Origin of the sequence: Microvirga sp. HBU67558, assembly GCF_018069605.1 — a bacterium.
Lineage (GTDB): Bacteria > Pseudomonadota > Alphaproteobacteria > Rhizobiales > Beijerinckiaceae > Microvirga > Microvirga terrae.
Genome location: NZ_JAGPUP010000561.1, coordinates 1 through 21894, shown reverse-complemented (window position 1 = coordinate 21894; position 21894 = coordinate 1). Strand labels below are relative to the sequence as shown.

18 protein-coding genes, 2 tRNA genes and 1 pseudogene are annotated in these 21894 nt (G+C 63.2%); 6 read left to right on the top strand and 15 right to left on the bottom strand.

The genetic code is table 11. The annotated features are described in order from the left end of the window. Positions 1 to 26 precede the first annotated feature (26 nt). The 4 genes from KBI52_RS29540 to KBI52_RS29525 all read right to left on the bottom strand — a co-directional run bounded on the left by KBI52_RS29540 (position 27) and on the right by KBI52_RS29525 (position 3774). Complete coding sequence (locus KBI52_RS29540) at positions 27 to 278, bottom strand: hypothetical protein (RefSeq protein WP_173950369.1); 252 nt, start codon at positions 276 to 278, stop codon at positions 27 to 29. Continuing rightward, the gene (clpA, locus tag KBI52_RS29535; RefSeq protein WP_173950368.1) at positions 275 to 2740 is read right to left on the bottom strand and encodes an ATP-dependent Clp protease ATP-binding subunit ClpA; all 2466 of its coding nucleotides are present in this window, start codon (positions 2738 to 2740) and stop codon (positions 275 to 277) included. Before clpA ends, KBI52_RS29540 begins: the two co-directional genes overlap by 4 nt. Before the next feature lie 29 nt (positions 2741 to 2769). After that, on the bottom strand, positions 2770 to 3162 hold the full coding sequence (clpS, locus tag KBI52_RS29530; protein WP_247654722.1) for an ATP-dependent Clp protease adapter ClpS: 393 nt from the start codon (positions 3160 to 3162) through the stop codon (positions 2770 to 2772). A 276-nt stretch (positions 3163 to 3438) separates the two neighbouring features. Beyond that, entirely contained in the window at positions 3439 to 3774 is a 336-nt protein-coding gene (locus KBI52_RS29525) for a phasin family protein (RefSeq protein WP_173950367.1), read from the bottom strand. A gap of 255 nt (positions 3775 to 4029) precedes the next feature. On the opposite strand from KBI52_RS29525, the gene KBI52_RS29520 reads away from it, so the two are divergent. Further along, positions 4030 to 5616 carry an SPOR domain-containing protein gene (locus KBI52_RS29520; RefSeq protein ID WP_173950366.1) on the top strand — a complete coding sequence of 529 codons (1587 nt, stop codon included), beginning with the start codon at positions 4030 to 4032 and terminating at the stop codon, positions 5614 to 5616. Positions 5617 to 5695: 79 nt separating this feature from the next. Here the strand turns inward: KBI52_RS29520 and KBI52_RS29515 are convergent, their stop codons facing one another. The 5 genes from KBI52_RS29515 to KBI52_RS29495 form a co-directional block, all read right to left on the bottom strand. Further along, positions 5696 to 6403: a DnaJ domain-containing protein gene (locus KBI52_RS29515; RefSeq protein WP_173950365.1), complete on the bottom strand. Its 708-nt coding sequence runs from the start codon at positions 6401 to 6403 to the stop codon at positions 5696 to 5698. Positions 6404 to 6486: 83 nt separating this feature from the next. Continuing rightward, a complete protein-coding gene (locus KBI52_RS29510) occupies positions 6487 to 7194 on the bottom strand; it encodes a glutathione S-transferase N-terminal domain-containing protein (protein WP_210812570.1) in 708 nt (235 codons plus the stop codon). 93 nt (positions 7195 to 7287) lie between these two features. Continuing rightward, positions 7288 to 7644, bottom strand: a complete 357-nt coding sequence (locus tag KBI52_RS29505; RefSeq protein ID WP_173950363.1) for a hypothetical protein — start codon at positions 7642 to 7644, stop codon at positions 7288 to 7290. 368 nt (positions 7645 to 8012) lie between these two features. Beyond that, positions 8013 to 8450 (bottom strand): DUF1489 family protein, encoded by a 438-nt coding sequence (locus KBI52_RS29500; protein WP_210812569.1) that lies wholly within the window; start codon positions 8448 to 8450, stop codon positions 8013 to 8015. 53 nt (positions 8451 to 8503) lie between these two features. Continuing rightward, positions 8504 to 10480, bottom strand: a complete 1977-nt coding sequence (locus KBI52_RS29495; RefSeq protein WP_173950361.1) for an acetyl/propionyl/methylcrotonyl-CoA carboxylase subunit alpha — start codon at positions 10478 to 10480, stop codon at positions 8504 to 8506. Between the two features lie 228 nt (positions 10481 to 10708). On the opposite strand from KBI52_RS29495, the gene KBI52_RS29490 reads away from it, so the two are divergent. Further along, the gene (locus tag KBI52_RS29490) at positions 10709 to 12055 is read left to right on the top strand and encodes an Nramp family divalent metal transporter (RefSeq protein WP_173950360.1); all 1347 of its coding nucleotides are present in this window, start codon (positions 10709 to 10711) and stop codon (positions 12053 to 12055) included. 197 nt (positions 12056 to 12252) lie between these two features. Here the strand turns inward: KBI52_RS29490 and KBI52_RS29485 are convergent, their stop codons facing one another. The 5 genes from KBI52_RS29485 to KBI52_RS29465 form a co-directional block, all read right to left on the bottom strand. Next, on the bottom strand, positions 12253 to 14961 hold the full coding sequence (locus KBI52_RS29485) for a valine--tRNA ligase (RefSeq protein WP_210812568.1): 2709 nt from the start codon (positions 14959 to 14961) through the stop codon (positions 12253 to 12255). Positions 14962 to 15102: 141 nt separating this feature from the next. Continuing rightward, positions 15103 to 15660 carry a DUF2497 domain-containing protein gene (locus KBI52_RS29480; protein WP_210812567.1) on the bottom strand — a complete coding sequence of 186 codons (558 nt, stop codon included), beginning with the start codon at positions 15658 to 15660 and terminating at the stop codon, positions 15103 to 15105. A gap of 156 nt (positions 15661 to 15816) precedes the next feature. Then, positions 15817 to 17286 carry a TolC family outer membrane protein gene (locus KBI52_RS29475; RefSeq protein ID WP_210812566.1) on the bottom strand — a complete coding sequence of 490 codons (1470 nt, stop codon included), beginning with the start codon at positions 17284 to 17286 and terminating at the stop codon, positions 15817 to 15819. A gap of 133 nt (positions 17287 to 17419) precedes the next feature. Beyond that, positions 17420 to 18082 (bottom strand): protein-L-isoaspartate O-methyltransferase, encoded by a 663-nt coding sequence (locus KBI52_RS29470; protein WP_210812565.1) that lies wholly within the window; start codon positions 18080 to 18082, stop codon positions 17420 to 17422. 22 nt (positions 18083 to 18104) lie between these two features. Continuing rightward, a tRNA-Cys gene (locus tag KBI52_RS29465) sits at positions 18105 to 18178 on the bottom strand. A gap of 212 nt (positions 18179 to 18390) precedes the next feature. Between KBI52_RS29465 and KBI52_RS29460 the strand changes: the two genes are divergently transcribed. The 4 genes from KBI52_RS29460 (at position 18391) to sseA (ending at position 21732) form a co-directional block, all read left to right on the top strand. Then, positions 18391 to 18465: transfer RNA gene (locus KBI52_RS29460), tRNA-Asn, on the top strand. A gap of 88 nt (positions 18466 to 18553) precedes the next feature. Beyond that, positions 18554 to 20032, top strand: a complete 1479-nt coding sequence (locus KBI52_RS29455; RefSeq protein ID WP_210812564.1) for a deoxyribodipyrimidine photo-lyase — start codon at positions 18554 to 18556, stop codon at positions 20030 to 20032. A 98-nt stretch (positions 20033 to 20130) separates the two neighbouring features. After that, positions 20131 to 20853, top strand: a complete 723-nt coding sequence (locus KBI52_RS29450) for an alanyl-tRNA editing protein (RefSeq protein ID WP_210812638.1) — start codon at positions 20131 to 20133, stop codon at positions 20851 to 20853. Positions 20854 to 20877: 24 nt separating this feature from the next. Next, positions 20878 to 21732, top strand: a complete 855-nt coding sequence (gene sseA / locus KBI52_RS29445; protein ID WP_210812563.1) for a 3-mercaptopyruvate sulfurtransferase — start codon at positions 20878 to 20880, stop codon at positions 21730 to 21732. 63 nt (positions 21733 to 21795) lie between these two features. Here the strand turns inward: sseA and KBI52_RS29440 are convergent. Continuing rightward, positions 21796 to 21894: pseudogene (locus tag KBI52_RS29440) on the bottom strand (amino acid ABC transporter ATP-binding protein); the annotation flags it as partial.

Genomic DNA, 21894 nt, shown 5'->3' with positions numbered 1-21894 from the left:
GGGGAAGAAGTCCCAAATGACCGGTCTCACAAACTGGAGATGATTGCGTCGATCCCTTCCATGATCGCAGCCGGCGATGTGCCGACCGCGTTCAGGCCAAGGTTCAGCAGCCAATAGCAGCCGAGCAGGATCACAGGCACGAGGACCCAACCCAGGACTTCCTCGAACCAGACGCGCCGGCGCCGACGCTGGTAGCGCTTCTCGCGCCAGGACAGCTTCGCCGGAGCGTCGAAGGTTCGGGACGCCTCAAGCGGTCCCTCGTGAATCTCACTCGTCATGCTCTAACCAACGGAACTTTCGGAACAGTGCGGACGCCTCCGCCTCCATTACCATCGGATCCCTTCGGTTTCACGGCCTTTTTCGTCTTAGAAGAAGCCGACTTGGCCTTGGGCTTCTTCTTGGCCGCGTTGGTCACATCCTTCTCGGGCTTCGGCTTCACCGGACCCTCGACATACTCGAAGCCGAGGTTCTGGAGGCCGATTTCGTCCGTCTTGACCACCACGCGAACGGCTCCGCCGTTCTTGAGGCGTCCGAACAGAACCTCGTCCGCGAGCGGTGTCTTGATCGTCGACTGGATCAAGCGTCCCATCGGACGAGCACCCATGGCCTCATCGTAGCCATGCTCGACCAGCCAATCGCGGGCCTCGTCGGTGAGCTCGATCGAGACATTTCGATCGGCGAGCTGGGCATCGAGCTGCATGACGAACTTCTCGACCACCTTCTGGACCACTTCCTTCGGCAGGTGGGCGAAAGAAATGACGGCATCGAGGCGGTTGCGGAACTCGGGCGTGAACAGCTTGTTGATCGCTTCCGTATCGTCACCCTCACGCTTGGTGCGGGTGAAGCCATAGGCCGGCCGGGCCATGTCGGCGGCGCCTGCGTTCGTGGTCATGATGATGATCACGTTACGGAAATCGACCTGCTTGCCGTTGTGATCCGTCAGCTTTCCGTGATCCATGACCTGGAGCAGGATGTTGAACAGATCCGGGTGCGCCTTCTCGATCTCGTCGAGCAGGAGCACGCAATGCGGGTGCTGGTCGACGCCGTCGGTCAGCAGACCACCCTGGTCGAAACCCACATAGCCCGGAGGCGCCCCGATGAGGCGGCTGACAGTGTGGCGCTCCATGTACTCCGACATGTCGAAGCGCAGGAGTTCGACCCCGAGGGAAGCAGCCAGCTGCTTGGCGACTTCGGTCTTGCCGACGCCCGTGGGTCCGGCGAACAGGTACGAGCCGATGGGCTTCTCCGCGTCGCGGAGACCGGCCCGAGCCAGCTTGATTGCCGAGGAGAGAGCCTCGATGGCCTTGTCCTGACCGTAGACGACCCGCTTCAGGGTATCCTGCAGGTGAGCGAGCACCTCGGCGTCGTCCTTCGATACGGTCTTGGGTGGAATCCGCGCCATGGTGGCGATGGTGGCCTCGATTTCCTTGATGCCGATGGTCTTCTTGCGGCGACCTTCGGGCAGGAGCATCTGGGACGCGCCGGTCTCGTCGATCACATCGATCGCCTTGTCCGGCAGCTTGCGGTCGTTGATGTAGCGGGCCGACAGCTCCACCGCCGCCTTCACGGCGTCGTTGGTGTACTTGAGCTTGTGGAAATCCTCGAAATAGGGCTTCAGACCTTTCACGATCTCGATGGCATCGGGCACGGACGGCTCGTTGACGTCGATCTTCTGGAAGCGGCGGACAAGGGCCCGGTCCTTCTCGAAATACTGGCGGTACTCCTTGTAGGTGGTCGAGCCGATGCAGCGGAGGCTGCCCTGAGCCAGCGCGGGCTTCAGGAGGTTCGAGGCATCCATAGCGCCGCCGGACGTGGCGCCGGCGCCGATCACCGTATGAATCTCGTCGATGAACATGATGGCGTTCGGATGAGCCTCGATCTCCTTCATGACCTGCTTCAGGCGCTCTTCGAAATCGCCACGATAGCGGGTGCCGGCCAGGAGGGTGCCCATGTCGAGGGCGAACACGGTGGCTCCCTTCAGAACCTCCGGGACCTCGCCCTGAACGATCTTGCGCGCGAGGCCTTCCGCGATGGCGGTCTTGCCCACGCCGGGGTCGCCCACCAGGAGCGGATTGTTCTTCTGGCGACGGCACAGGACCTGGATGGTCCGCTGGACCTCGGATTCGCGGCCGATCAGCGGGTCGATCCGTCCTTCCTTCGCCTTCTTGTTGAGATTGACGCAGTAAGCGTCGAGAGCATCACCCTTTTTCTTCTGGCGCGCGTCACCCTCCTCCTGCGTCGGCCGCTCGCTCGAAGATTCCTCCTCGGACCCGCGCGGAGATCGGCTCTCCGTGAGGCCGGGGCGCTTGGCGATGCCGTGGCTGATATAGTTGACCGCGTCGTAGCGGGTCATGTCCTGCTCCTGCAGGAAGTAGGCGGCGTGGCTCTCGCGCTCCGCGAAAATGGCGACCAGCACGTTGGCGCCGGTCACCTCGTCGCGGCCGGACGACTGGACATGGATCACGGCCCGTTGGATCACGCGCTGGAAACCGGCGGTCGGCTTAGAGTCCTGACGCCCGTCGGCCACCAGATTGGCCAGTTCGCTGTCGACATAATCGACCAGGTTGCGCCGGAGAACATCGAGATCGACATTGCAGGCCCGCATGACGGCCGCAGCATCCTGGTCGTCGATCAGGGCCAGGAGGAGGTGTTCGAGGGTTGCGTATTCATGTCGGCGCTCTCCTGCGAGAGCGAGAGCGCGGTGAAGGGCTTGTTCAAGACTGCGAGAAAAGCTCGGCAACGGCTTGTCCTTTGTGAGACGGGGCTCGGCTAATTCTTTTCCATGACACATTGCAGAGGGTGCTGATGTTTCCGGGCGAAATCCATCACCTGGGTCACCTTCGTCTCGGCAACTTCGTACGTAAAAACTCCACACTCCCCGACGCCGTTCTGATGGACGTGCAACATGATCCGGGTCGCATCCTCGCGGTTCTTGTTGAAGAACCGTTCTAGCACGTGCACCACGAACTCCATCGGGGTGTAATCGTCGTTCAAGAGAAGAACGCGGTAAAGGTTCGGCCGTTTCGTGCGCGGTTTGGTTTTCGTGATGATAGCCGTGTTCGAGCGACCGCCGTCATCGCCGCCAGGCGGCTGCGCCCCGCCGGCAGCGGATACCGGACGGGTCTCCGACAGGGTCAAACTACCTTGTGCTAACCGCAGCATATTCGGACGACCGCCCCTTCTTCTGTTTTTGGCCCTCGGCCTCTCGCCCGTCCTGTTCCGGGCCATCGGCATCCAGCCAAATGTATAGTCGCTCCATTCGGTTTGCCAGATCAACCAGATGGGTGGTCGCAGCCGTGATGAAAAGAGCGACATCTTGGCCATGCCCGCGCCACCAGCCCGGGCGGCAGGCCAAGCCCTGAATGCATGGCAGGATCAACGCAAAACGCCCGGGACAAGCCCGGGCGCTTCATGGCAGAAGACCTTCGGATCGGCTCGTTATGCGGCTGACGCCTTGGAGAGGAGACCCTCATAAGGCTTCATCGTCTCCGCCGCGAGCGCCGAATAGAGTGCGCTCATCTTGGCCGTCTGGCTCACGAGGCTGTCATAGGCGCCTTTGACGAAGGCGGTTTGGATTTCGACAGCCTTGTCGAGGGTCTGAACGCCAAGGAGCTTTTCGACCGTGGAAGAGGTCTGCTCGAACGACTTGCGAGCGAAGTCCGCCGTCTCGGCCGCGATGGCCTGGCTGTTGCTTGAGAAGGCTCCAAGCGCCTTCACGGTGGCATCCAGGTTGTCCTGGCCGAATTTCTGAATGTGGGTAAACGGCTGAAGCATTGTGAACCTCGGCAATAAGGCGTTAAATGGCGGCTGGCGCGGGTGGATAGCCAACGAAGTCAATATGTGCAGCGCACAAAATTCTGTCAAGTTTTATTGTGCAATGCACAAAAATCAGATTGTTCTCCTTTCCTCCGTTAACGGGCCCGTAACCGCAATCTCTTACCGTCAGGGTATGTGTTGCGCCGGCAACGGTTCCTCCGAGAGAACCGGGCGCAAGGGCCTAGAACCAAACGAAACAGGGATTGTTGCAGCATGAATTCGGTTTGGATGGGACGCCGAAAGACATGGGCTCTTGTTGGTATCGTTGCGTCATTTGCCGTCGCGGTCGCCTCTCCGGCGGATGCGGCACGGCGCAAGGCCAAGCAGGCCGGCGGCGGTTATAGCCCCCTCTCTGCCTCCATCGTGGTCGACGCCAAGACCGGCAAGATTCTCCAGGGTGAGAATGTCGACGAACCGCGCATTCCCGCATCCCTTACGAAGGTGATGAGCCTTTACCTCCTGTTCGAGCAGCTCGAGCGCGGGCGCATGCGCGCCGACACGCCCCTCACCGTCTCCGCCTATGCCGCCAGCCAGCCGCCGACCAAGCTCGGCCTACGCCCCGGCTCGACCATCGAGGTCGACGATGCCATCAAGGCGATGGTGACCCTCTCGGCCAACGACGTTTCCGTTGTGGTGGCCGAGAACATCGCAGGTTCGGAGGACGCTTTCGCGCAGATGATGACCCGCAAGGCGCGGGAGCTCGGCATGAGCTCGTCGGCCTTCTACAATCCCCACGGCCTGCCGCATGAGCCGCCGAACATCACGACCGCCCGTGACCTGTCGATCCTCGGCCGCGCGATTCAGGACCGGTTCCCACGGTACTTCGCCTATTTCCAGACCCAATCCTTCCAGTATGGAAGGCGAACCATCCGCGGCCATAACAGGCTGCTCGGCAAGATCGAGGGCGTGGACGGGATCAAGACCGGCTACACCCGTCTGTCCGGCTTCAATCTGCTGACCTCGGTCAACACCGACACCCGCAGCATCGTGGCCGTTGTGCTCGGTGGCCGCTCCGGCGCGTCCCGCGACCAGAGAATGGCGGGTCTCATCGAGAGCCATCTGCCGCGGGCCTATGCGGGCACCCGGACCGCGCCTTCCGTGGTCGAGAATCAGCCGGCCATGGTGGCAGAGGCTCCGGCTCCGCGCCCGGTCGACCCGGCACCCATCGCGGCACCCGTCAAAGTGGCCTCGGCCATCGCCCAGGCTCCTGTTGCACAGGCCTCGACGCCTCAGGCCGGCCCCGACCGCAAGCCGCTCGACTTGAATACCCTGCGGCCGGTCGTGGCCTCGGCTGCCGGCGCCAGCTCGACCACCACGCCCTCCTCGGTCCGGTGGCAAAAGGGTCAGGAACCCCTGCCGCTGAATGCCCAGGCCTATGCAGCCCTTCAGACCTCCGCGCCGATCCCGGCTTCCCAGAAGGCTGCCCTGCAGGCCAAGATCGAGGCAAAGGCCTCCGAGCCTGCCCCGTCCGCGAACATTCCCGCGGCGACCAAGACAGCCTCCCTCAAGGCTGACGCTCCCAAGACGGAGGCGTCCGAGCCCAAGAAGGCCGTGACGGGCTGGGTCGTTCAGCTCGGTGCGACGGACGATGAAGACAAGGCCAAGGCCATGCTCGACTCGGCCCGCAGCCGGTTCGGCAAGGTTCTGGGCAAGGCTTCCCCCTTCACCGAGAAGGTGACGGTCGACGGGAGCACCCTGTACCGGGCACGGTTCTCGGGGTTCTCGGAGTCGAACGATGCTGCCAACGCCTGCAAGCAGCTCAAGAAAGGCGGCGTCAACTGCTTCGCCGCACGTGGCTAACCGACTTTAGCGAACACTGCGACGGCGCGTGTTTTTGCGCCGTCGTGGCTTCCAGACACACCGGATCGCGCGTGGAGTATCAGCGATGTCGGCTCAGCACTTCTCTCGCCTCGTTCACGCGAGCCGCGAGGTACGCCGTTCCTCCCTGGTCGGGATGGAGTTTCTTCATCAGCGTCCGGTGCGCTTTTCGGATCTCGTCGAGGCTCGCACCCGGCTGAAGGCCCAGGATCTGATAGGCTTCCTCTTTCGTCATTACGCCCGAATGCGCCTGGGTGCGCGTCCGCGTGTCACGATCTCCCTGAGCGTTTTCACGCCAGCCGGCAAACCGGCGATCAAAATACGCCTCTAGGAGCGGCACGCCCTGCGGATCGTGGGCAGAGCATTCATCGTAGAGACGGCGGAGGCTCTCCGGGTCGAGGCTCGAGAGCCGGCGCCCTGCAAAAGCTCCCACCAGAATGGTGCCCTCGACGGCCCCGGTGGCGTGGTCGATTTCCATCTCGATCATGGCTGACCGAATTCGTGAAAAACGGCCCCGCGCCTGCTGGAAGTTGCGCCAAGGTCCTGGCAAATTCAGAGCGCTCCAGCCTAAAGCCCAGGCGGCGAAGCCGCCGAGGAGGAGCGCCATGTCGAAGCGTCCCTTGACCCCCAGGAGCACGGCGGCACCGAGCGCCGCGATGCCGGCCACGGCTTTGAGACCCTTGGCCAAGGACTTCGGGTCGGTCAGGGTATAAGACTTGGCGAGCCACCACAGAAGCGCGACCGCCAATATTCCAAGAAGCAGCATCATCGTTTTCTTCCCCACCCCAACATGTGGGCCGGGATGGGACAGATGTAAATTGCCGTTCAGGGAATGGGCCCTGCGGCGAAGGGCTATTCAGGCCGCTTGGGGATGTCCAGGCCGCGCTGGACGGCCGGTCGAGCCAAGCCACGTTCGAGCCAGGATGGCACGCGCTTCAGGCTGTCAAACTCCACGAGTTCCCCTGCGCCGTAGAACCCGACCAGGTTCCGGACCCAGCCGAGCAGGGAGATATCGGCGATCGTGTAATCGTCGCCCATGATCCAGTCACGCCCTTCGAGCCTCGTTTCGAGGACACCGAGCAGGCGCTTCGATTCGTTGCGATACCGTTCGAGCGGACGCTTGTCCTCGATCTCCCGGCCGGCGAACTTATGGAAGAAGCCAAGCTGACCGAACATCGGCCCAACAGCCGCCATCTGGAAGAACACCCACTGGATCGTTTCATACCGCCTCGCCGGATCCGACGGCAGGAACTTGCCGGTCTTCTCTGCCAGGTAGAGGAGGATCGCACCGGACTCGAACAGGGCAAGCGGCCGGCCACCGGGTCCGTCGGGGTCGATGATCGAAGGGATTTTGCCGTTGGCGTTCAGGGACAGGAATTCGGGGGTCCAGGTTTCGTTCTGCCCGATATTGATGAAGTGAGGCTCGTACGGCAGGCCGGTCTCCTCCAGCATGATCGAGACCTTGACCCCGTTCGGCGTCGGTGTGGAATAAAGCTGGATCCGGTCGGAATGCTGGGCAGGCCAGCGGGTCGCAATCGGAAATGAGGAAAGATCTGCCATAGGAACTCCATCGTCGGCGTGAGTCGTGATGGAGCGATGCTAGAGGGAGCGGCCCGGCTTGCAAACGCGGCCAGGCCTTATCCCAATCAACATTCAGTGCAGCAGGCCGGCCCGACTGCGCTGGCTCTCCCGCTCCCAGGCCTGAACCACGATGCCGTTGATGCCCGAATCGTGCAAACGATCGCTCAGATCGATGAAATGACGCTCGGTCGCTTCGACATCGATCTCGATCTGCTCGTCTTCCGCCTGCTCGAGTTCCGAGGCCGCGTAGCGCTCATAGGCGGCCGACATCTCGGCATAGGCGAAAGCGACGGGCAAGGTGCGAAAGATGGTGGAGAATTCCTCGTCGAGCTCGCCGGTGGCAAGGTCGCGCATCTGGACCAGGTAGCCGTCATCGTGCTCGCAGACTTCGTAGCGCCAGTGCCGGCCTTCGGATGCACACATCAGCATCGGAACCTCCACTCAACTGTACTGCTGAGCCAATGCTGTTCGAGCCAGCGCGGTTCCAAGAAGATCCCCAGCAAAAAAGTTTAACGACGGCCCATGACTTCCGTCCGAACGCGACCGCCGATCCGCACCTGAGTTCCGTTTCCTAGATTGACGAACCCCTGGTTTCCATTGAGGGAATCGGGCCGCTCGGCCCTCGCCTCCCGCCCTTCAAGCCGCGCCCTGCAGCTGGGAGGCAGCTCCGGGCGAACGCCCGGCGCCGGATCGGGCATGCGGCACTCTTTCGCAAGGGCAGGACTGCCCGTGGCGATCAGAATGACAGCAGCGACGGAGCGGAACCTCATCAAACCATCCCCACAGATTCACATAAGTTAGAGAAGCCCGAGTTCAACGAGTTCGCGCCGCATGTCCTCCGGCATCCTGGCGAGGTCGCCGGCTTTCAGGTCGATGTCACGCGGGGCGTCCGTAGTGACAAGATAGCGCCAGCCCTGAAACGGTCTGAAGGGACGCGGTTCGACGGCAATCACCGCTTGGTCCAGCACAAGACGGCAGCGGCCAATCCCGTCCGCGTCCGTGAAAGGTCGGACATCCAGAAGCTGCTGACGAGCCGCGACCTGCCCTTTGATCACCCAGTACAGGGAACCGCCATCCAGCAGTTCGTCGACCCGCTTGGGCACCATCCGCGTCGTGTGCGTCTGCTCGTACTCGCGCCCGAGCCGCCGGTGCAGCGCACGGTTTTCCTCGATCCACTCTTCGAGATCCGTAATCGAGTCACAACCGACGCAGAGTTTGATCAGGTGAAGTGCCATGTCCTTTTTCAACCATGCACCAGTCGGTTTGTCATCCGACGATGCGACGCAGGCTATTCCTCCGTCTTCAGCACGATCAGGCGCGCCCCTTCGGCCACCTGTGCCCCCGGGTCGGCGGCAATCTCCGCCACCTCCGCATCCGAAGGCGCCACCAGCACATGCTCCATCTTCATCGCTTCCACGATGGCGAGGCGCTGTCCCTTCTCGACCCGATCGCCAGGCTGCACGAAGACGGCGATGAGCTTGCCATGCATCGGCGCCTTGACGGTGCCACCCTCATCCATGTGCTCGAGATCGACGTCGAAGGGATCATAGGGCTGAACCAGGGTCTGGCGTCCGTTGCGGATGATGTAGACGCCGTGCGGCGCGTCCACTTCCTGGTCAATCTCCTCGACCGCCCAGGGATCGCTCCCACCGAATGCGACGGTGCTCGCACCCCGATGCTCTTGGCTGAACACCTCGCGCGCTTCGACGCGCTCCCCGTCGACCCGAAGTGGCACGCCGACGTTGCGAAGTCCGAGAAGCTGAAAACCATCCGGCATGGACCACGACGACGACGGCTCGTCGCTCTTCTGGAGCTCGGCCATGCGCAACCGTTCGATCTCCCGGGAGATCAGCGCCGACGCACCGAACGACACGGCAACTTCGTCGACGGGCTGCGGCCCGACCCCGAGGCTGTCGAGGTTACGGTCGATGAACCCGGTGTCGAATTGGCCTGCCCTGAAGCCCTCAGCCTCGCAGAGACGCTTCAGGAACGCCGCATTCGTCTTCGGGCCCGCCACGATCGTTCGTCCGAGCGCTTCCGCCAGCTTATCCAAGGCTTCGAGGCGGCTCGCTCCATGGGCGATGACCTTCGCAATCATGGGATCGTAGTACGGCGTCACCTCGGCACCGGCCTCGACCCCTGTGTCGATGCGGACACCCTCCCGGTCCGGGAACTCCAATGCCCAAAGTTTTCCTGTGGAGGGCAGGAATTCCTTTTCCGGATCCTCCGCATACAGACGCGCCTCGACCGCATGGCCGTCGATGGCGAGGTCGTCCTGCGAGAATGGCAGGACCTCGCCCGACGCGGCGCGAAACTGCAGGTCGACGAGATCAAGCCCGGTGATTGCTTCCGTGACCGGATGCTCCACCTGAAGGCGGGTGTTCATCTCCATGAAATAAAAGCGGTCGGGCCGCAGACCCTCGCGACCATCGGCGATGAACTCCACGGTTCCGGCCCCTACATAGCCGACGGCCCGGGCGGCCTCGACGGCTGCCTGTCCCATGGCCTGGCGCATTTCCGACGTCATCCCGGGCGCCGGGGCCTCTTCGATCACCTTCTGGTGGCGGCGCTGGAGCGAGCAGTCGCGCTCGAAAAGATGCACCACATTGCCATGCCCGTCGGCAAAGACCTGGATCTCGATGTGGCGCGGCGAGAGGATGTACTTCTCCACCAGTACCCGTGGATCACCGAAGGCATTCTGTGCCTCACGCTGGGCGCTCTCCAGCGCCGCGTCGAAATCGGCCGCCTTCTCGACACGCCGCATCCCCTTGCCGCCGCCGCCGGCGACCGCCTTGATCAGGACCGGATACCCGATCTCATATGCTTTCTGACGCAGGAAATCCGGATCCTGCTTCGAGCCGTGATAGCCCGGAACGACGGGTACGCCAGCCTGCTGGACCAGCGCCTTGGCGGCGTCCTTGAGCCCCATCGCCTTGATCGCGGAGGCTGGCGGTCCGACGAACACGATGCCGTTCGCCGCACAGGCCTCGGCAAATTCGGCCCTCTCGGACAGGAATCCGTATCCGGGATGGATGGAGGCGGCCCGGGTGCGCTTGGCGACGTCAATGATTTTGTCAATGCGGAGATAGCTCTCGCGCGCGGGGGCTGGTCCGATCAGATGGGCCTCGTCCGCCATCTGGACGAAGAGCGATTCCGCATCGGCTTCCGAATAGACCGCGATGGTCCGCATCCCCAGGCGCTTGGCGGTGCGAATGATGCGGCACGCGATCTCGCCGCGATTGGCGATCAGGACACTTTCGAGCATTTCGATCCCTGTTCCAGCTGACCCGTCTGGTTTTGCAAGACCTAGAGCAAACCTCGCGGGCGTTGTCACGCCCGAAACGCATGAGCGCGACCGGAGCCCACCGGGTAGGCGTCCCCTTCGGGATATGACAGACCTCCTGATGCAACTTTGTGCATTTCTCCTCTTGCCGCAACCGAGGACACACGCTAGATTCTTCTTGCAAATGGTTTGCAACTGCAGAAAGACGCCATGGATCAGTCCGCTCCCGTGTCCCTCGTGCAAAAGGCCGCATGGCGGCGATCGTCGGACCTTGCCTCCCTGCCGGAGGTAAACCGTTCAATCGCCGTGAGGCCGGGATCGGTATGGCGTCGCGCAGCCGCGTTCCTGGGGCCAGGCTATCTGGTGGCCGTGGGCTACATGGATCCAGGCAACTGGGCGACCTCGATCGCCGGCGGCTCGAAATACGGCTACGCCCTTCTGTCGGTGGCGCTGATCTCCAACATCATGGCGATCATCCTGCAGTCCCTTTGCGCCAGGCTGGCGGTTGCGACCGGCCGTGACCTCGCTCAGGCGTGCCGTGACGCCTATCCGAGGCCGGTCGCCTGGATCCTATGGGTTCTGGCGGAGCTTGCCATCTGTGCAACGGATCTTGCGGAGGTGATCGGCACGGCGATCGGCCTCAATCTCCTTTTCGGAATCCCGCTCGAAATCGGCGTCATCATCACGGCGCTTGACGTATTCCTGATCCTGTATCTGCAGAATCTCGGCTTCCGATGGGTCGAGGCCTTCATCATCACGCTGCTCGGCGTGATCGCAATCTGCTTCGGGATCCAGATCGCCATGGCCGATCCGGACTGGGCGGGCGTCATCACCGGATTTGCTCCAACGACGGAAATCGTCACCAATCCCGACATGCTCTATCTCGCCCTCGGCATTCTGGGCGCCACGGTCATGCCGCACAACCTCTACCTGCATTCAGGCATCGTGCAGACCCGCGCCTACGGCGACACCCTGTCCGAGCGACGCGAGGCTCTGCGCTTCGCAACCCTCGACTCGACCATCGCGCTGATGTTCGCTCTGACCATCAATGCGTCTCTGCTCATCCTCGCCGCGGCTGCCTTCCATCACACCGGCCGCTCCGAGATCGCAGAACTCGGCGAGGCCCATACCCTGCTCAAGCCGATTCTCGGCAGTGCGATCGCGCCGATGCTCTTCGGTCTGTCGCTGCTCTGCTGCGGCCTAAATTCGACGGTGACCGCCACCATGGCAGGACAGATCGTCATGGAGGGTTTCATCAGCTTCAAGATGGCGCCCTGGATGCGCCGCCTGATCACCCGCGGCATCGCCATCATCCCCGCGGCGGGCGTTACCATCGCATACGGAGAGGGGGGCACGGCGAAACTGCTGATCCTGAGCCAGGTGATCCTGAGCCTTCAGCTTCCGTTCGCGGTCATCCCGCTCGTGACGATGACGGCCTCACGGGCCAAGATGGGCGCCCTCGTCACGCCGCGGTGGCTCACCGCGATTGCGGGCTTCATCGCCGCTGTCATCGTGGCCCTCAACGTGAAGCTCTTGGTGGATTTCGCGACCGGGTGAGGCGCAGAAGCGGCGGAAGGAAATCCATGGCTCCGCGTCGGCTCATCGCGGTTCCCTTGCCTTCTCTTGGGGTGTGAGCTGCCTTGGGTTCATGGCCGGGCTCGTCCCGTCCATCCCGATCGGTGGGCGTGGCGCTTGACCGATCGGGATCACCGGAACAGGGCCGGCGATGACGGGTACTTGGAAAGGAGACTGCCTCAAGCGTCCTTGAGACGTCTCAGTGCCTCTTCCATTTTGGCCTTGCGCATCACAGCCTCGTCGCGGCGCTCGCGCTGTTCTTCGACGACCTCCTCCGGCGCGCGCTTGATGAAATCCGCATTCCCGAGCTTTGCATCGATCTTGCCGATCTCCACGTCGAGCTTCTGGATTTCCTTGGCGAGGCGCGCGCGCTCGGCATCGAGATCGATCACGCCCTCCAGCGGCAGAGCCGCGGCCTCACCGCGGATGAGGAGTTGGATCGAGCTCTTCGGAGCCGCGTCGGCGAACGAGATCTCGGAGATCCGGGCAAGCCGCTTGACGATGTCGCCCCAGCGCCCGGCGCGAGCCCTCACGTCGTCCGACGACGCCACGAGGACCAGGGGGATCTGCGCACCGGCCGGCACGTTCGTCTCCGAACGGGCGGAGCGGATCTCCGTCACGAGGTCCACCACCCAGCCGATCTCGGCTTCAGCCTGCGGATCGATCAGGTGATCGAGGTTCGACCAGGGAGCCAAAGCCAGAATTGTGTCGCGCTTCGGCCCCTCCTGCCCTTTCACCTCCCACAGCTCCTCCGTGAGGAACGGCATGATGGGGTGGAGAAGCTTGCAGATCTCGTCCAGGATGTACGCGATCGTGGCGCGCGTCTCGTCCTTGGCGGGCGAATCCGCGCCCTGGAGCACGGGTTTGGACAGTTCGAGCGTCCAGTCGCAGAATACGTTCCAGACGAAGCGGTAGGCCGCACCTGCCGCTTCGTTGAACTTGTAGCTCTGGATGCCCGTGGCAACCTCATTGATTGCTTTGGCGCACTCGCTGAGCGCCCATTTGTTGAGCGTCTCCTTCACGGACTTCGGATCGAAGCCGGTAACGCGTTTGCACTCGTTCATCTCGGCGAAACGCGCCGCGTTCCAGATCTTGGTCGCGAAATTGCGGTAGTTCTCGACCCGCTGAACCGACAGCTTGATGTCGCGCCCCTGCGCGGCCATGGACGTGAGCGTCATGCGCAGCGCATCGGCCCCGTACTGCTCCACCACATTCAGCGGATCGATGACGTTGCCTTTCGACTTCGACATTTTCGCACCCTTCTCGTCGCGGACGAGGGCATGAATATAGACCGTGTCGAAGGGAACCTCTTCCATGAAGTGCAGGCCCATCATCATCATCCGGGCGACCCAGAAGAAAATGATGTCGAAGCCGGTGACGAGGGTATTCGTCGGGTAGTAGCGCTTCAGCTCCGGTGCATCGTCTGGCCAGCCCAGGGTCGAGAACGGCCACAGGGCCGAAGAGAACCAGGTGTCGAGCACGTCCTCGTCGCGCCTTAGCGGCACATCGCGGCCGTTCTTTGCGCGTGCCTCGGCCTTCGCCTCCTCCTCGCTCATGGTGACGTAGACATTGCCCTGATCGTCATACCAGGCCGGAATCTGGTGGCCCCACCAGAGCTGACGCGAAACGCACCAGGGCTCGATGTTCTCGAGCCACTGGAAATAGGTCTTATCCCAGGTTTCGGGCACGAACTTGGTCTGGCCCTTGCGCACGGCATCGAGCGCCCTGTCGGCCAGAGGTTTCACGTTCACGTACCACTGGTCGGTGAGGTAGGGCTCGATCACCACATTGGAACGGTCGCCGTGCGGCACAGTATGGGCATGCGGCTCGATCAGGACCAGAAGCTCGCGCTCCTCCAGCATGGCGACGATCCGCTTGCGTGCCTCGAAGCGATCAAGACCGTCGAGAGCCAGCACAGCGTTCAGATCGTCGGTCCGCTCGACGCCTTCCAGGAAAGCGTCGTTCCCGGCGACGGCAAGCTGAGCCTCGGTGCCGAAGATGTTGATCAGCGGCAGCTTGTGGCGCTTGCCCACTTCGAAGTCGTTGAAATCGTGCGCAGGCGTGATCTTCACCGCGCCGGTGCCTTTCTCGGGGTCGGAGTACTCGTCAGCCACGATCGGGATACGCCGACCGACCAGCGGCAGGACGGCGAACTTGCCCACGAGGTCCTTGTAGCGCTCGTCCTCGGGATGAACGGCAACGGCCACGTCGCCGAGCATGGTTTCCGGGCGCGTGGTGGCGACCGTGATGGAGCGATCCGGCATTCCCTCCACGGCATAGCGGATGTGCCAGAGATGACCCTTCACCTCGACCTGCTGGACCTCCAGGTCCGAGATTGCGGTCTGGAACTTGGGATCCCAGTTCACGAGGCGCTTGTCTTTGTAGATCAAGCCCTGCCGATAGAGATCGACGAAGACCTTCAGCACGGCGCGGGACAGCCCCTCGTCCATGGTAAAGCGCTCGCGCGACCAGTCGCAGGAGGCGCCGAGGCGCTTGAGCTGGCGAACGATAGTGCCGCCGGATTCCTCCTTCCACTCCCAGACGCGCTTGACGAACTCGTCACGGCCGAGGTCGCGACGCTGGATCTGGCGCTCAGCCAGTCGACGCTCGACGACCATCTGCGTGGCGATGCCCGCATGATCCATGCCGGGCTGCCAGAGCACGTCTTTGCCCCGCATGCGCTCGAAACGGCACAGGATATCCTGGATCGTGTTGTTGAGGGCATGCCCCATGTGGAGCGAGCCGGTCACGTTGGGCGGCGGAATGACGATCGTGTAGGGTACCGCGTCCTGGCGATCCGCGCGGCCGGCCTTGAAAGCGCCAGCCTCCTCCCAACGGGAGGAAATGCGTGCTTCGACGGAGGTAGGATCGAACGTCTTGTCCATCATGATGAGTACCGGCCTGTGGGCGCGAACAACGCGCGAGCAAGACGGCTACAAACCGGACGGATGGGACGAAGTCAACAGAGGCGCGGCAATCTGGACCCGCCGCACCGAAAACTGCCCCGGTTTTCAGGCCAGGGCTCGGTTCTAACTCCGGGAGCGGGTTACGCGCTCGATCTCGCCGCGCACCAGGCGCTCGACCATGGAAGGAAGATTGTCATCGAGCCATGCCTTCAGCATGGGCCGCAGCATCTCCTTCATGAGATCCTCGACGGTCTGAGGCTGACTTGGCTTCACGGAAACGCTGAGACGGTCGAACGCACCGGAAACCGCGGCACTGGCCTCCTTGGAGAGGAGAAGGTCGGCGGTTGCAGGCTGGGGCAGCGTGATGGGTGCGGCTGCCCGAGTGGCAGCCTCCGAGGCCGCAATCTGGGCCAGGGCCAGGGTGGGCTGCCTGGGTTCGCGACCATCGTGGAAATGCTCTGAGCCCTCATCCGTGGGCCGCTCGTCCAGCATAGCCTCACCGCGGCTCCAGGGGCCGAGCACCGACTCGTTGGGGCCCGGCGCGATCAGCGGCGACATATGCATCTCGGCAATGTCGAGGACGTTCTTCAGCGGCGAGGACGCCGGCTGCTCCGGCTCGGGGGATTGCAGCGCCTCATCGTCGGAGATGATGCGCCGGATGGAAGCCAGAATTTCTTCCATCGATGGCTCGTTAACTTTCAGGCTCGTAGAACCCATTGCCGCATCCAAATCAAAATACGCAAGAATCACATTCGAAAGAATGCAAATGAAGTATTTTACGCAACCTTAAAGAAAACAAGCGGGGCCAGAACTTTTTGGTTCTGGCCCCGAAACTTATCAACGACCGTCGGGCGTACTTGTGCCGACCCAAAGATCCTTGACCTGATCGTAATGGATCTTCGGGCTGTAATGATTGACCTTGAGCCCGAGCGCCCGTGAGTTGAGGCGTCCCATGGCGTTGACCAGGCTATAGGAGGCCACCACCCGGTCGCGCTGGGCCGTGATGAGGTTGACGCGGGCGTTCAGCAGTTCCTGTTGCGCGTTCAACACGTCCAGGGTCGTGCGCTGGCCGACGCGGGCCTCCTCGCGCACGCCGCTCAGGGCCGTCTCGGCAGCGTCGATCTGAGCCTGCGCGGCGACGATCTGGGCGCGGGCCGCTTCCAGCCGCCCCCAGGAGGAACTGACGGCGGCACGGACCTGATCGCGGACCGAATCCGCCTCGAGCCGGCGCTGCCCGGCCACTTCCTTGGCTTGACGCGTCGCGGCATAAACCTGACCGCCCTCATAGATCGGCACGGTGAGCCGTGCGACCACGGAGCCCGACAAAGACGCATCGCCTCCCGTCTGCCGGTCGTAGCGCTGGTCGATCGCGCCGACGACGCCCAGCTGTGGAGCAAGGGCGCCCTCCTCGATCTTGACCTGCAGTTCGGCCACGTCGACCGCATGCTGGCGCGCCTTGATGGCAGGATGCTCGTTCAGCCCGATCTTGAGAGCCGCATCGACCGTGCGCGGGGTCAGCCGGTCCAGGGGGCGCCCGGGCGCGAGCTGCGCGGGCTCGACGCCCACGACCTGCCGGTAGACCGCAATGCTGTTGCGCAGCGTGGCCTCGGCCAGGCTGGCCTCGGACCGTGCGGCCGCCAGGCGGGCTTCGGCCTGGGCGACGTCGGTTCGGGTCACTTCGCCGACGTTGAAGCGGTCCTGGGTCTGGCGCAGCTGCTCGTCGATGACTTCGACGTTGTTGCGCTGCAGATCGAGAATGGCCGTATCCCGCAGGACGTCCATATAGGCCGTCGCGGCGTCGAGCAGGGTGCTCTGCTCGGTGCTGTTCAGGGTTTCGCGGGAGCCGAGGACCGAAGATTCCGCTGCACGGACCCGGTTCTGGGTCCGGTAGCCATCGAAGATCGTCTGGTTAACCTCGACGCCGAACCCACGCGGGTTGAGAGCGCTCTGGGTCGTCGTATTGGGCGAAAACCGGGACGAGGGCTGCTCGACCGAGGCCCAGCTGCGGCCGACATCGGCCGTTCCGTTGATGACCGGTCGGTAGCCGGATTTCGCCTGGGCCACTGTTTCATCCGTCGCGCGGACGTTCGCACGCTGAGCATTCAGGTCCGGATTGTTCCCGTAAGCGCGGGACAAAGCGCCTTCCAAGGTCTCGGCTGACACCCCAGCCGGGCCCATCAGCACGAACACCGAGGTCATCACCCCACAGAGCCAGCGATACGTCTTCTTGGAATGCTTATTCTTCACGCGCACCTGCCTAGCGACCCGAACGGAATATCCGCAAGAGACGCCGATTTCAGAAACCACTGCGACTCAAAGCGCAACAATACCCAAGGGAACGGAGTCGGCAACAACGCGTTGGGGCCGGCTCGATTTTAGCTTGGGAGTGGCGCAAAAAAGCGACACTGCCGGACAGGGGAAATTAAGGATCTGGAAGGAATTAGAACGTGAAACCGGCCGGCTGAACGAACGGGGCCAGAAGGGGCGCGGCGGCTTCGAAGAGACTCCGCTCACCGATCGCGTCTCCGGTGCGGACAAAGAGGGTCGCCCGGGCGGCGCGCCCGCGCCCCTTGACGCACACCAGACGGCCACCCTCGCCGAGCTGCTGGAGGAGCGCTTGCGGGCGAACCTCGACCGAGCCGTTCACGAGAATGGCGTCGAAGGGAGCATTCGCGGCATAGCCCTGTTCGAGCGCACCGGCCGCGACGGCAACGTCGTCACATCCGGCTGCGCCGAGGCACTGCTTGGCGGAAGTAGCAAGCGCTTCGTCCGATTCAAGGAAGGTCACCCGAGCACCCAGCCTGCGAAGGACCGCAGAAGCGTAGCCGCGGCCGCCGGCGACATCGAGAACATTGTCGCCTGCGTCGATCTCGAGAGCCTGGATCATGCGACCCAGGATCATCGGAGAAAGCATGTAGCGGCTCTCGCCGCCGTTGCTCACGAGGATGTCCTGGTCGATGTAGGCAAGGCTCTCGCGGCCCGGGAGCACGAAAAGCTCTCTCGGAACGCTGTCCATAGCATCGAGGAGAGGCATGTCGTTCACGTCGAAAGTGCGCAGCTGGCCATCAACCATCATGCGGCGCGCTTGGGTGAAATCGACCATGGATAGTGCCTTCAGAATTCGTTGGAGGCCTCGCCCGGAATCGAACCGGGGTGCAAGGATTTGCAGTCCTCTGCGTAACCACTCCGCCACGAGGCCATCCGGGGCGTGCCGCGAACGCGACGGGTGCTCCATAGCAACCATCCCCCCAAAGAGCAACAGCCCCTTTTCACGCTTGCTCGACAACAATGCGCTTGCAACCGTCGAAACCCGTGCTATATGCCTCCCACCTCGCCGGCGGACATGTCCCACGGACCTCCGCGGCGCTCAAGAAGCTGAGCGATAAGGCTTCTTGGAAAGGTATGGCTTATTCCGGCGTGGCGCAGCGGTAGCGCAGCGGACTGTTAATCCGTTGGTCGTAGGTTCGAATCCTACCGCCGGAGCCAACCTTCTCGTCTCCCCGCATTCGACCTCGATCCGCACGGTTTCGCCTCGGCCTTTCGCGGGATGGAACCTTGGCTATGATCCGCTGCCATGAGCACCGATTCACAGTCTCCCGTCCTGGTCTGGTTTCGCGACGATCATCGCCTTTCCGATCACCCTGCCCTCGCTGCGGCCGTCTCGACGGGATCGCGGGTTCTATGCTTCGCGGTCCTGGATGACGACTCGGACGGGCTGCGCCCACTCGGCGGCGCGGCGCGATGGTGGCTCCACGGCTCTCTCGAAGCTCTTGATGATGCGCTCCAGCAGACCGGATCCGGGCTTCTCGTGTTCAAAGGGTCGGCGCTTTCGATTGTCGGCAGAATCGCGATCGAAGCGGGTGCCTCCGCGATCTTCTGGAACCGGCGCTATAGCGCGGCCGAGATCGCCGTCGACAGGGCGATCAAGAAGCACCTGACCGATTTGGGCATCCGAGCCCACAGCTTCAACGGACGGCTCCTGCACGAACCTTGGACGATTGCCAACCAGGCCGGAAAGCCGTTTCAGGTTTTCACCCCCTATCTGAGGGCCGTCATGGCCCGGCCCGTTGCCGCTGCGCTGCCTCCTCCGAAGCGGATCCCCGGAGGAACGTGGCCGTCAGCGCTCCTGGATGCCGCCATCCCTGTCGGCGCACTAGGCCTCGAACCCTCATCCCCCGACTGGGCCGACGGCATGCGTGCCGAGTGGCGCCGGGGCGAACGGGCCGGTCAGGAAGGATTCGAGCGCTTCTGCCGGGAGAGCCTGAGAGGCTATGCGGACAATCGGGACCACCCGTCGGTTCAGGGCACGTCGCGTCTTTCCCCTCATCTGCGCTTCGGTGAGATCAGCCCCAGGCAGATCTGGCATGGCGTGACGGCAGAAGCCGCCCGCGAGCCCAGCCTAGCACGTGATGCGGAGAAATATCTGAGTGAAATCATCTGGCGCGACTTCAGCCACCAGATGCTTCACTATTACCCTCACATGCCTGATCGGCCGCACAGCAGCCGGTTCGACCGCTTTCCATGGAGCGAAGATGCGAAAGCCGTCAGGGCTTGGCAGAAGGGTCGGACAGGCTATCCGATCGTCGATGCCGGAATGCGCCAACTCTGGCAGACGGGTTGGATGCACAACCGGGTGCGCATGATCGCTGCCTCGTTTTTGGTGAAGCACCTCCTGACCGACTGGCGCCGGGGCGAGGCCTGGTTCTGGGACACCCTGGTCGACGCCGACCCCGCCAACAATGCCTTCAGCTGGCAATGGATTGCGGGATCGGGACCCGATTCGGCGCCCTTTCACCGGATTTTCAACCCGGTCGCCCAAGGCGAGAAATTCGACCCGGGCGGCGACTACATCCGCTCTTTCGTCCCTGAGATCGCCGAGCTGCCCTCGGGCTTCATCCACAAGCCCTGGGACGCGCCCCCCGCTGTTCTGCATGCGGCCGGAGTCAGGCGGGGTGAGACCTACCCTGATCCGATCGTCCCCCACGGCCCGGCGCGCGAAAGAGCCTTGCAGGCGTTTCGCAGCCTTCGCAGTGTGGCCGATCTGCCTTCGTAACCTTCGCCAAGGGAGCTTGACCCGACATGCTCCTTGACGTCAGCATCCCGGTCGCTTTTTCGAACGGGACGATCCGGCCCGTCAAACCCGAGACGAACATGACTGCGACCGAGCTCCTCTACCGCGACGACGCCTATGCCACCTCCTGCGAGGCCCAGGTCCTCGGGACGACACCCGAGGGTGGCGTCATCCTCGATCGCACGGTGTTCTATGCTCAAGGCGGCGGGCAGCCGGGAGACGTCGGCGCCATCGTGAGCGCCAACGGCGACGGTTTCCCGATCACGAACACGGTCTATGGCCCGGATCGGTCGCAGGTTGTGCATCTCGTCGGACAGGATGCGGCCGCCCGGTTTGCCGAGGGTGAGACCGTCCAGCTGCAGCTCGACTGGCCACGTCGCCTCAAGCGCATGCGCGTCCACACGGCCCTGCACCTGCTCAGCGTGGTTCTTCCCTATCCGGTGACGGGCGGTGCGATCGGCGACGGCGACGGGCGGCTCGACTTCGACATCCCGGATGCCGGCCTCGACAAGGCCGAGATCACGGAAAAGCTGAACGCCCTTATCGCTCGGGACGCGCCGGTCACCGAGCGGTGGATCACGGATGAGGAACTCGATGCCAATCCGGGACTCGTGAAGACCATGTCGGTCAAGCCGCCGCGTGGATCCGGCCGCGTCCGTCTGGTCGAGATCGAAGGAATCGACCTCCAGCCCTGCGGCGGCACCCATGTGCGCCGCACCGGCGAGATCGGTACGGTCGCGGTCACCGACATCGAGAAGAAGGGCAAGCAGAACCGCCGCGTTCGCATGTCCCTGGTCGATTGATTTCGTATGACAAGGAGCTTTGTCATGTCCCAGCCTTTCGTTTCGACCTCCTGGCTGCAGGAGCACCTGAACGATCCGAATCTCGTGGTCGTCGACGCCTCGTGGTACCTTCCGAACCAGAACCGCGATCCCCAGTCCGAGTACCTCGCCGGCCATATTCCGGGAGCCGTGCGCTTCGACATCGACACGGTCAAGGACATGCGCTCTGCCCTGCCCCACATGCTCCCTTCGCCGGAGGACTTCGCCAAGGCTGTCGGCGCCATGGGCATCAGCCAGGACATGACCATCGTGGTCTATGACGGCCTGGGTCTCTTCTCGGCCCCGCGGGTCCGCTGGATGTTCCAGGTTTTCGGCGCCCGTGATGTTTCGATTCTCGATGGCGGTTTCCCTGCCTGGATAGCGGAAGGACGAGCGATCGAGACGGGCCCGGAGGCGCCGCGCTCGCCAAAAACCTTCACGCCTTCCGTCGCGGGTTCGGCCGTCGCGGATGTCGCGAGAGTGCAGGACGCCATTCAGTCCGGCTCGGCGCAGGTCGTCGATGCCCGCGCGGCGGATCGCTTCAGAGGAGAGGCGCCGGAGCCTCGTCCAGGTCTCAAGGCAGGACACATTCCGGGCAGCGCGAACCTCCCCTGGAGCGACATCGTCGACAACGGTCGCTTGAAGGACAGCGCAAGCATCGAACAGGCCGTCCGTAACGCCGGCCTGGATCTGCAACGCCCGATCATCGCGAGCTGCGGCTCAGGCGTTTCGGCCGCCATTCTCTCGGTTGCCTTCGAAACCCTGGGGCGCCCCGCTGATGCCATCTACGACGGCTCCTGGTCCGAGTGGGGTGCACGGGACGACCTGCCGATCGCGACGGGCCCGGGAACGAAAGCCTGAACCGGCCAGCGCAGAAAAAAGGCCCCGGAGATTGCCGGGGCCTTTTCGTTTTGCACGATCCGCTCAGTGCAGGATCTGTGACAGGAAGAGCTTGGTCCGCTCGTGCTGCGGATTTCTGAAGAACTCGTCGGGTGTGTTCATCTCGACGATCTGTCCGTAATC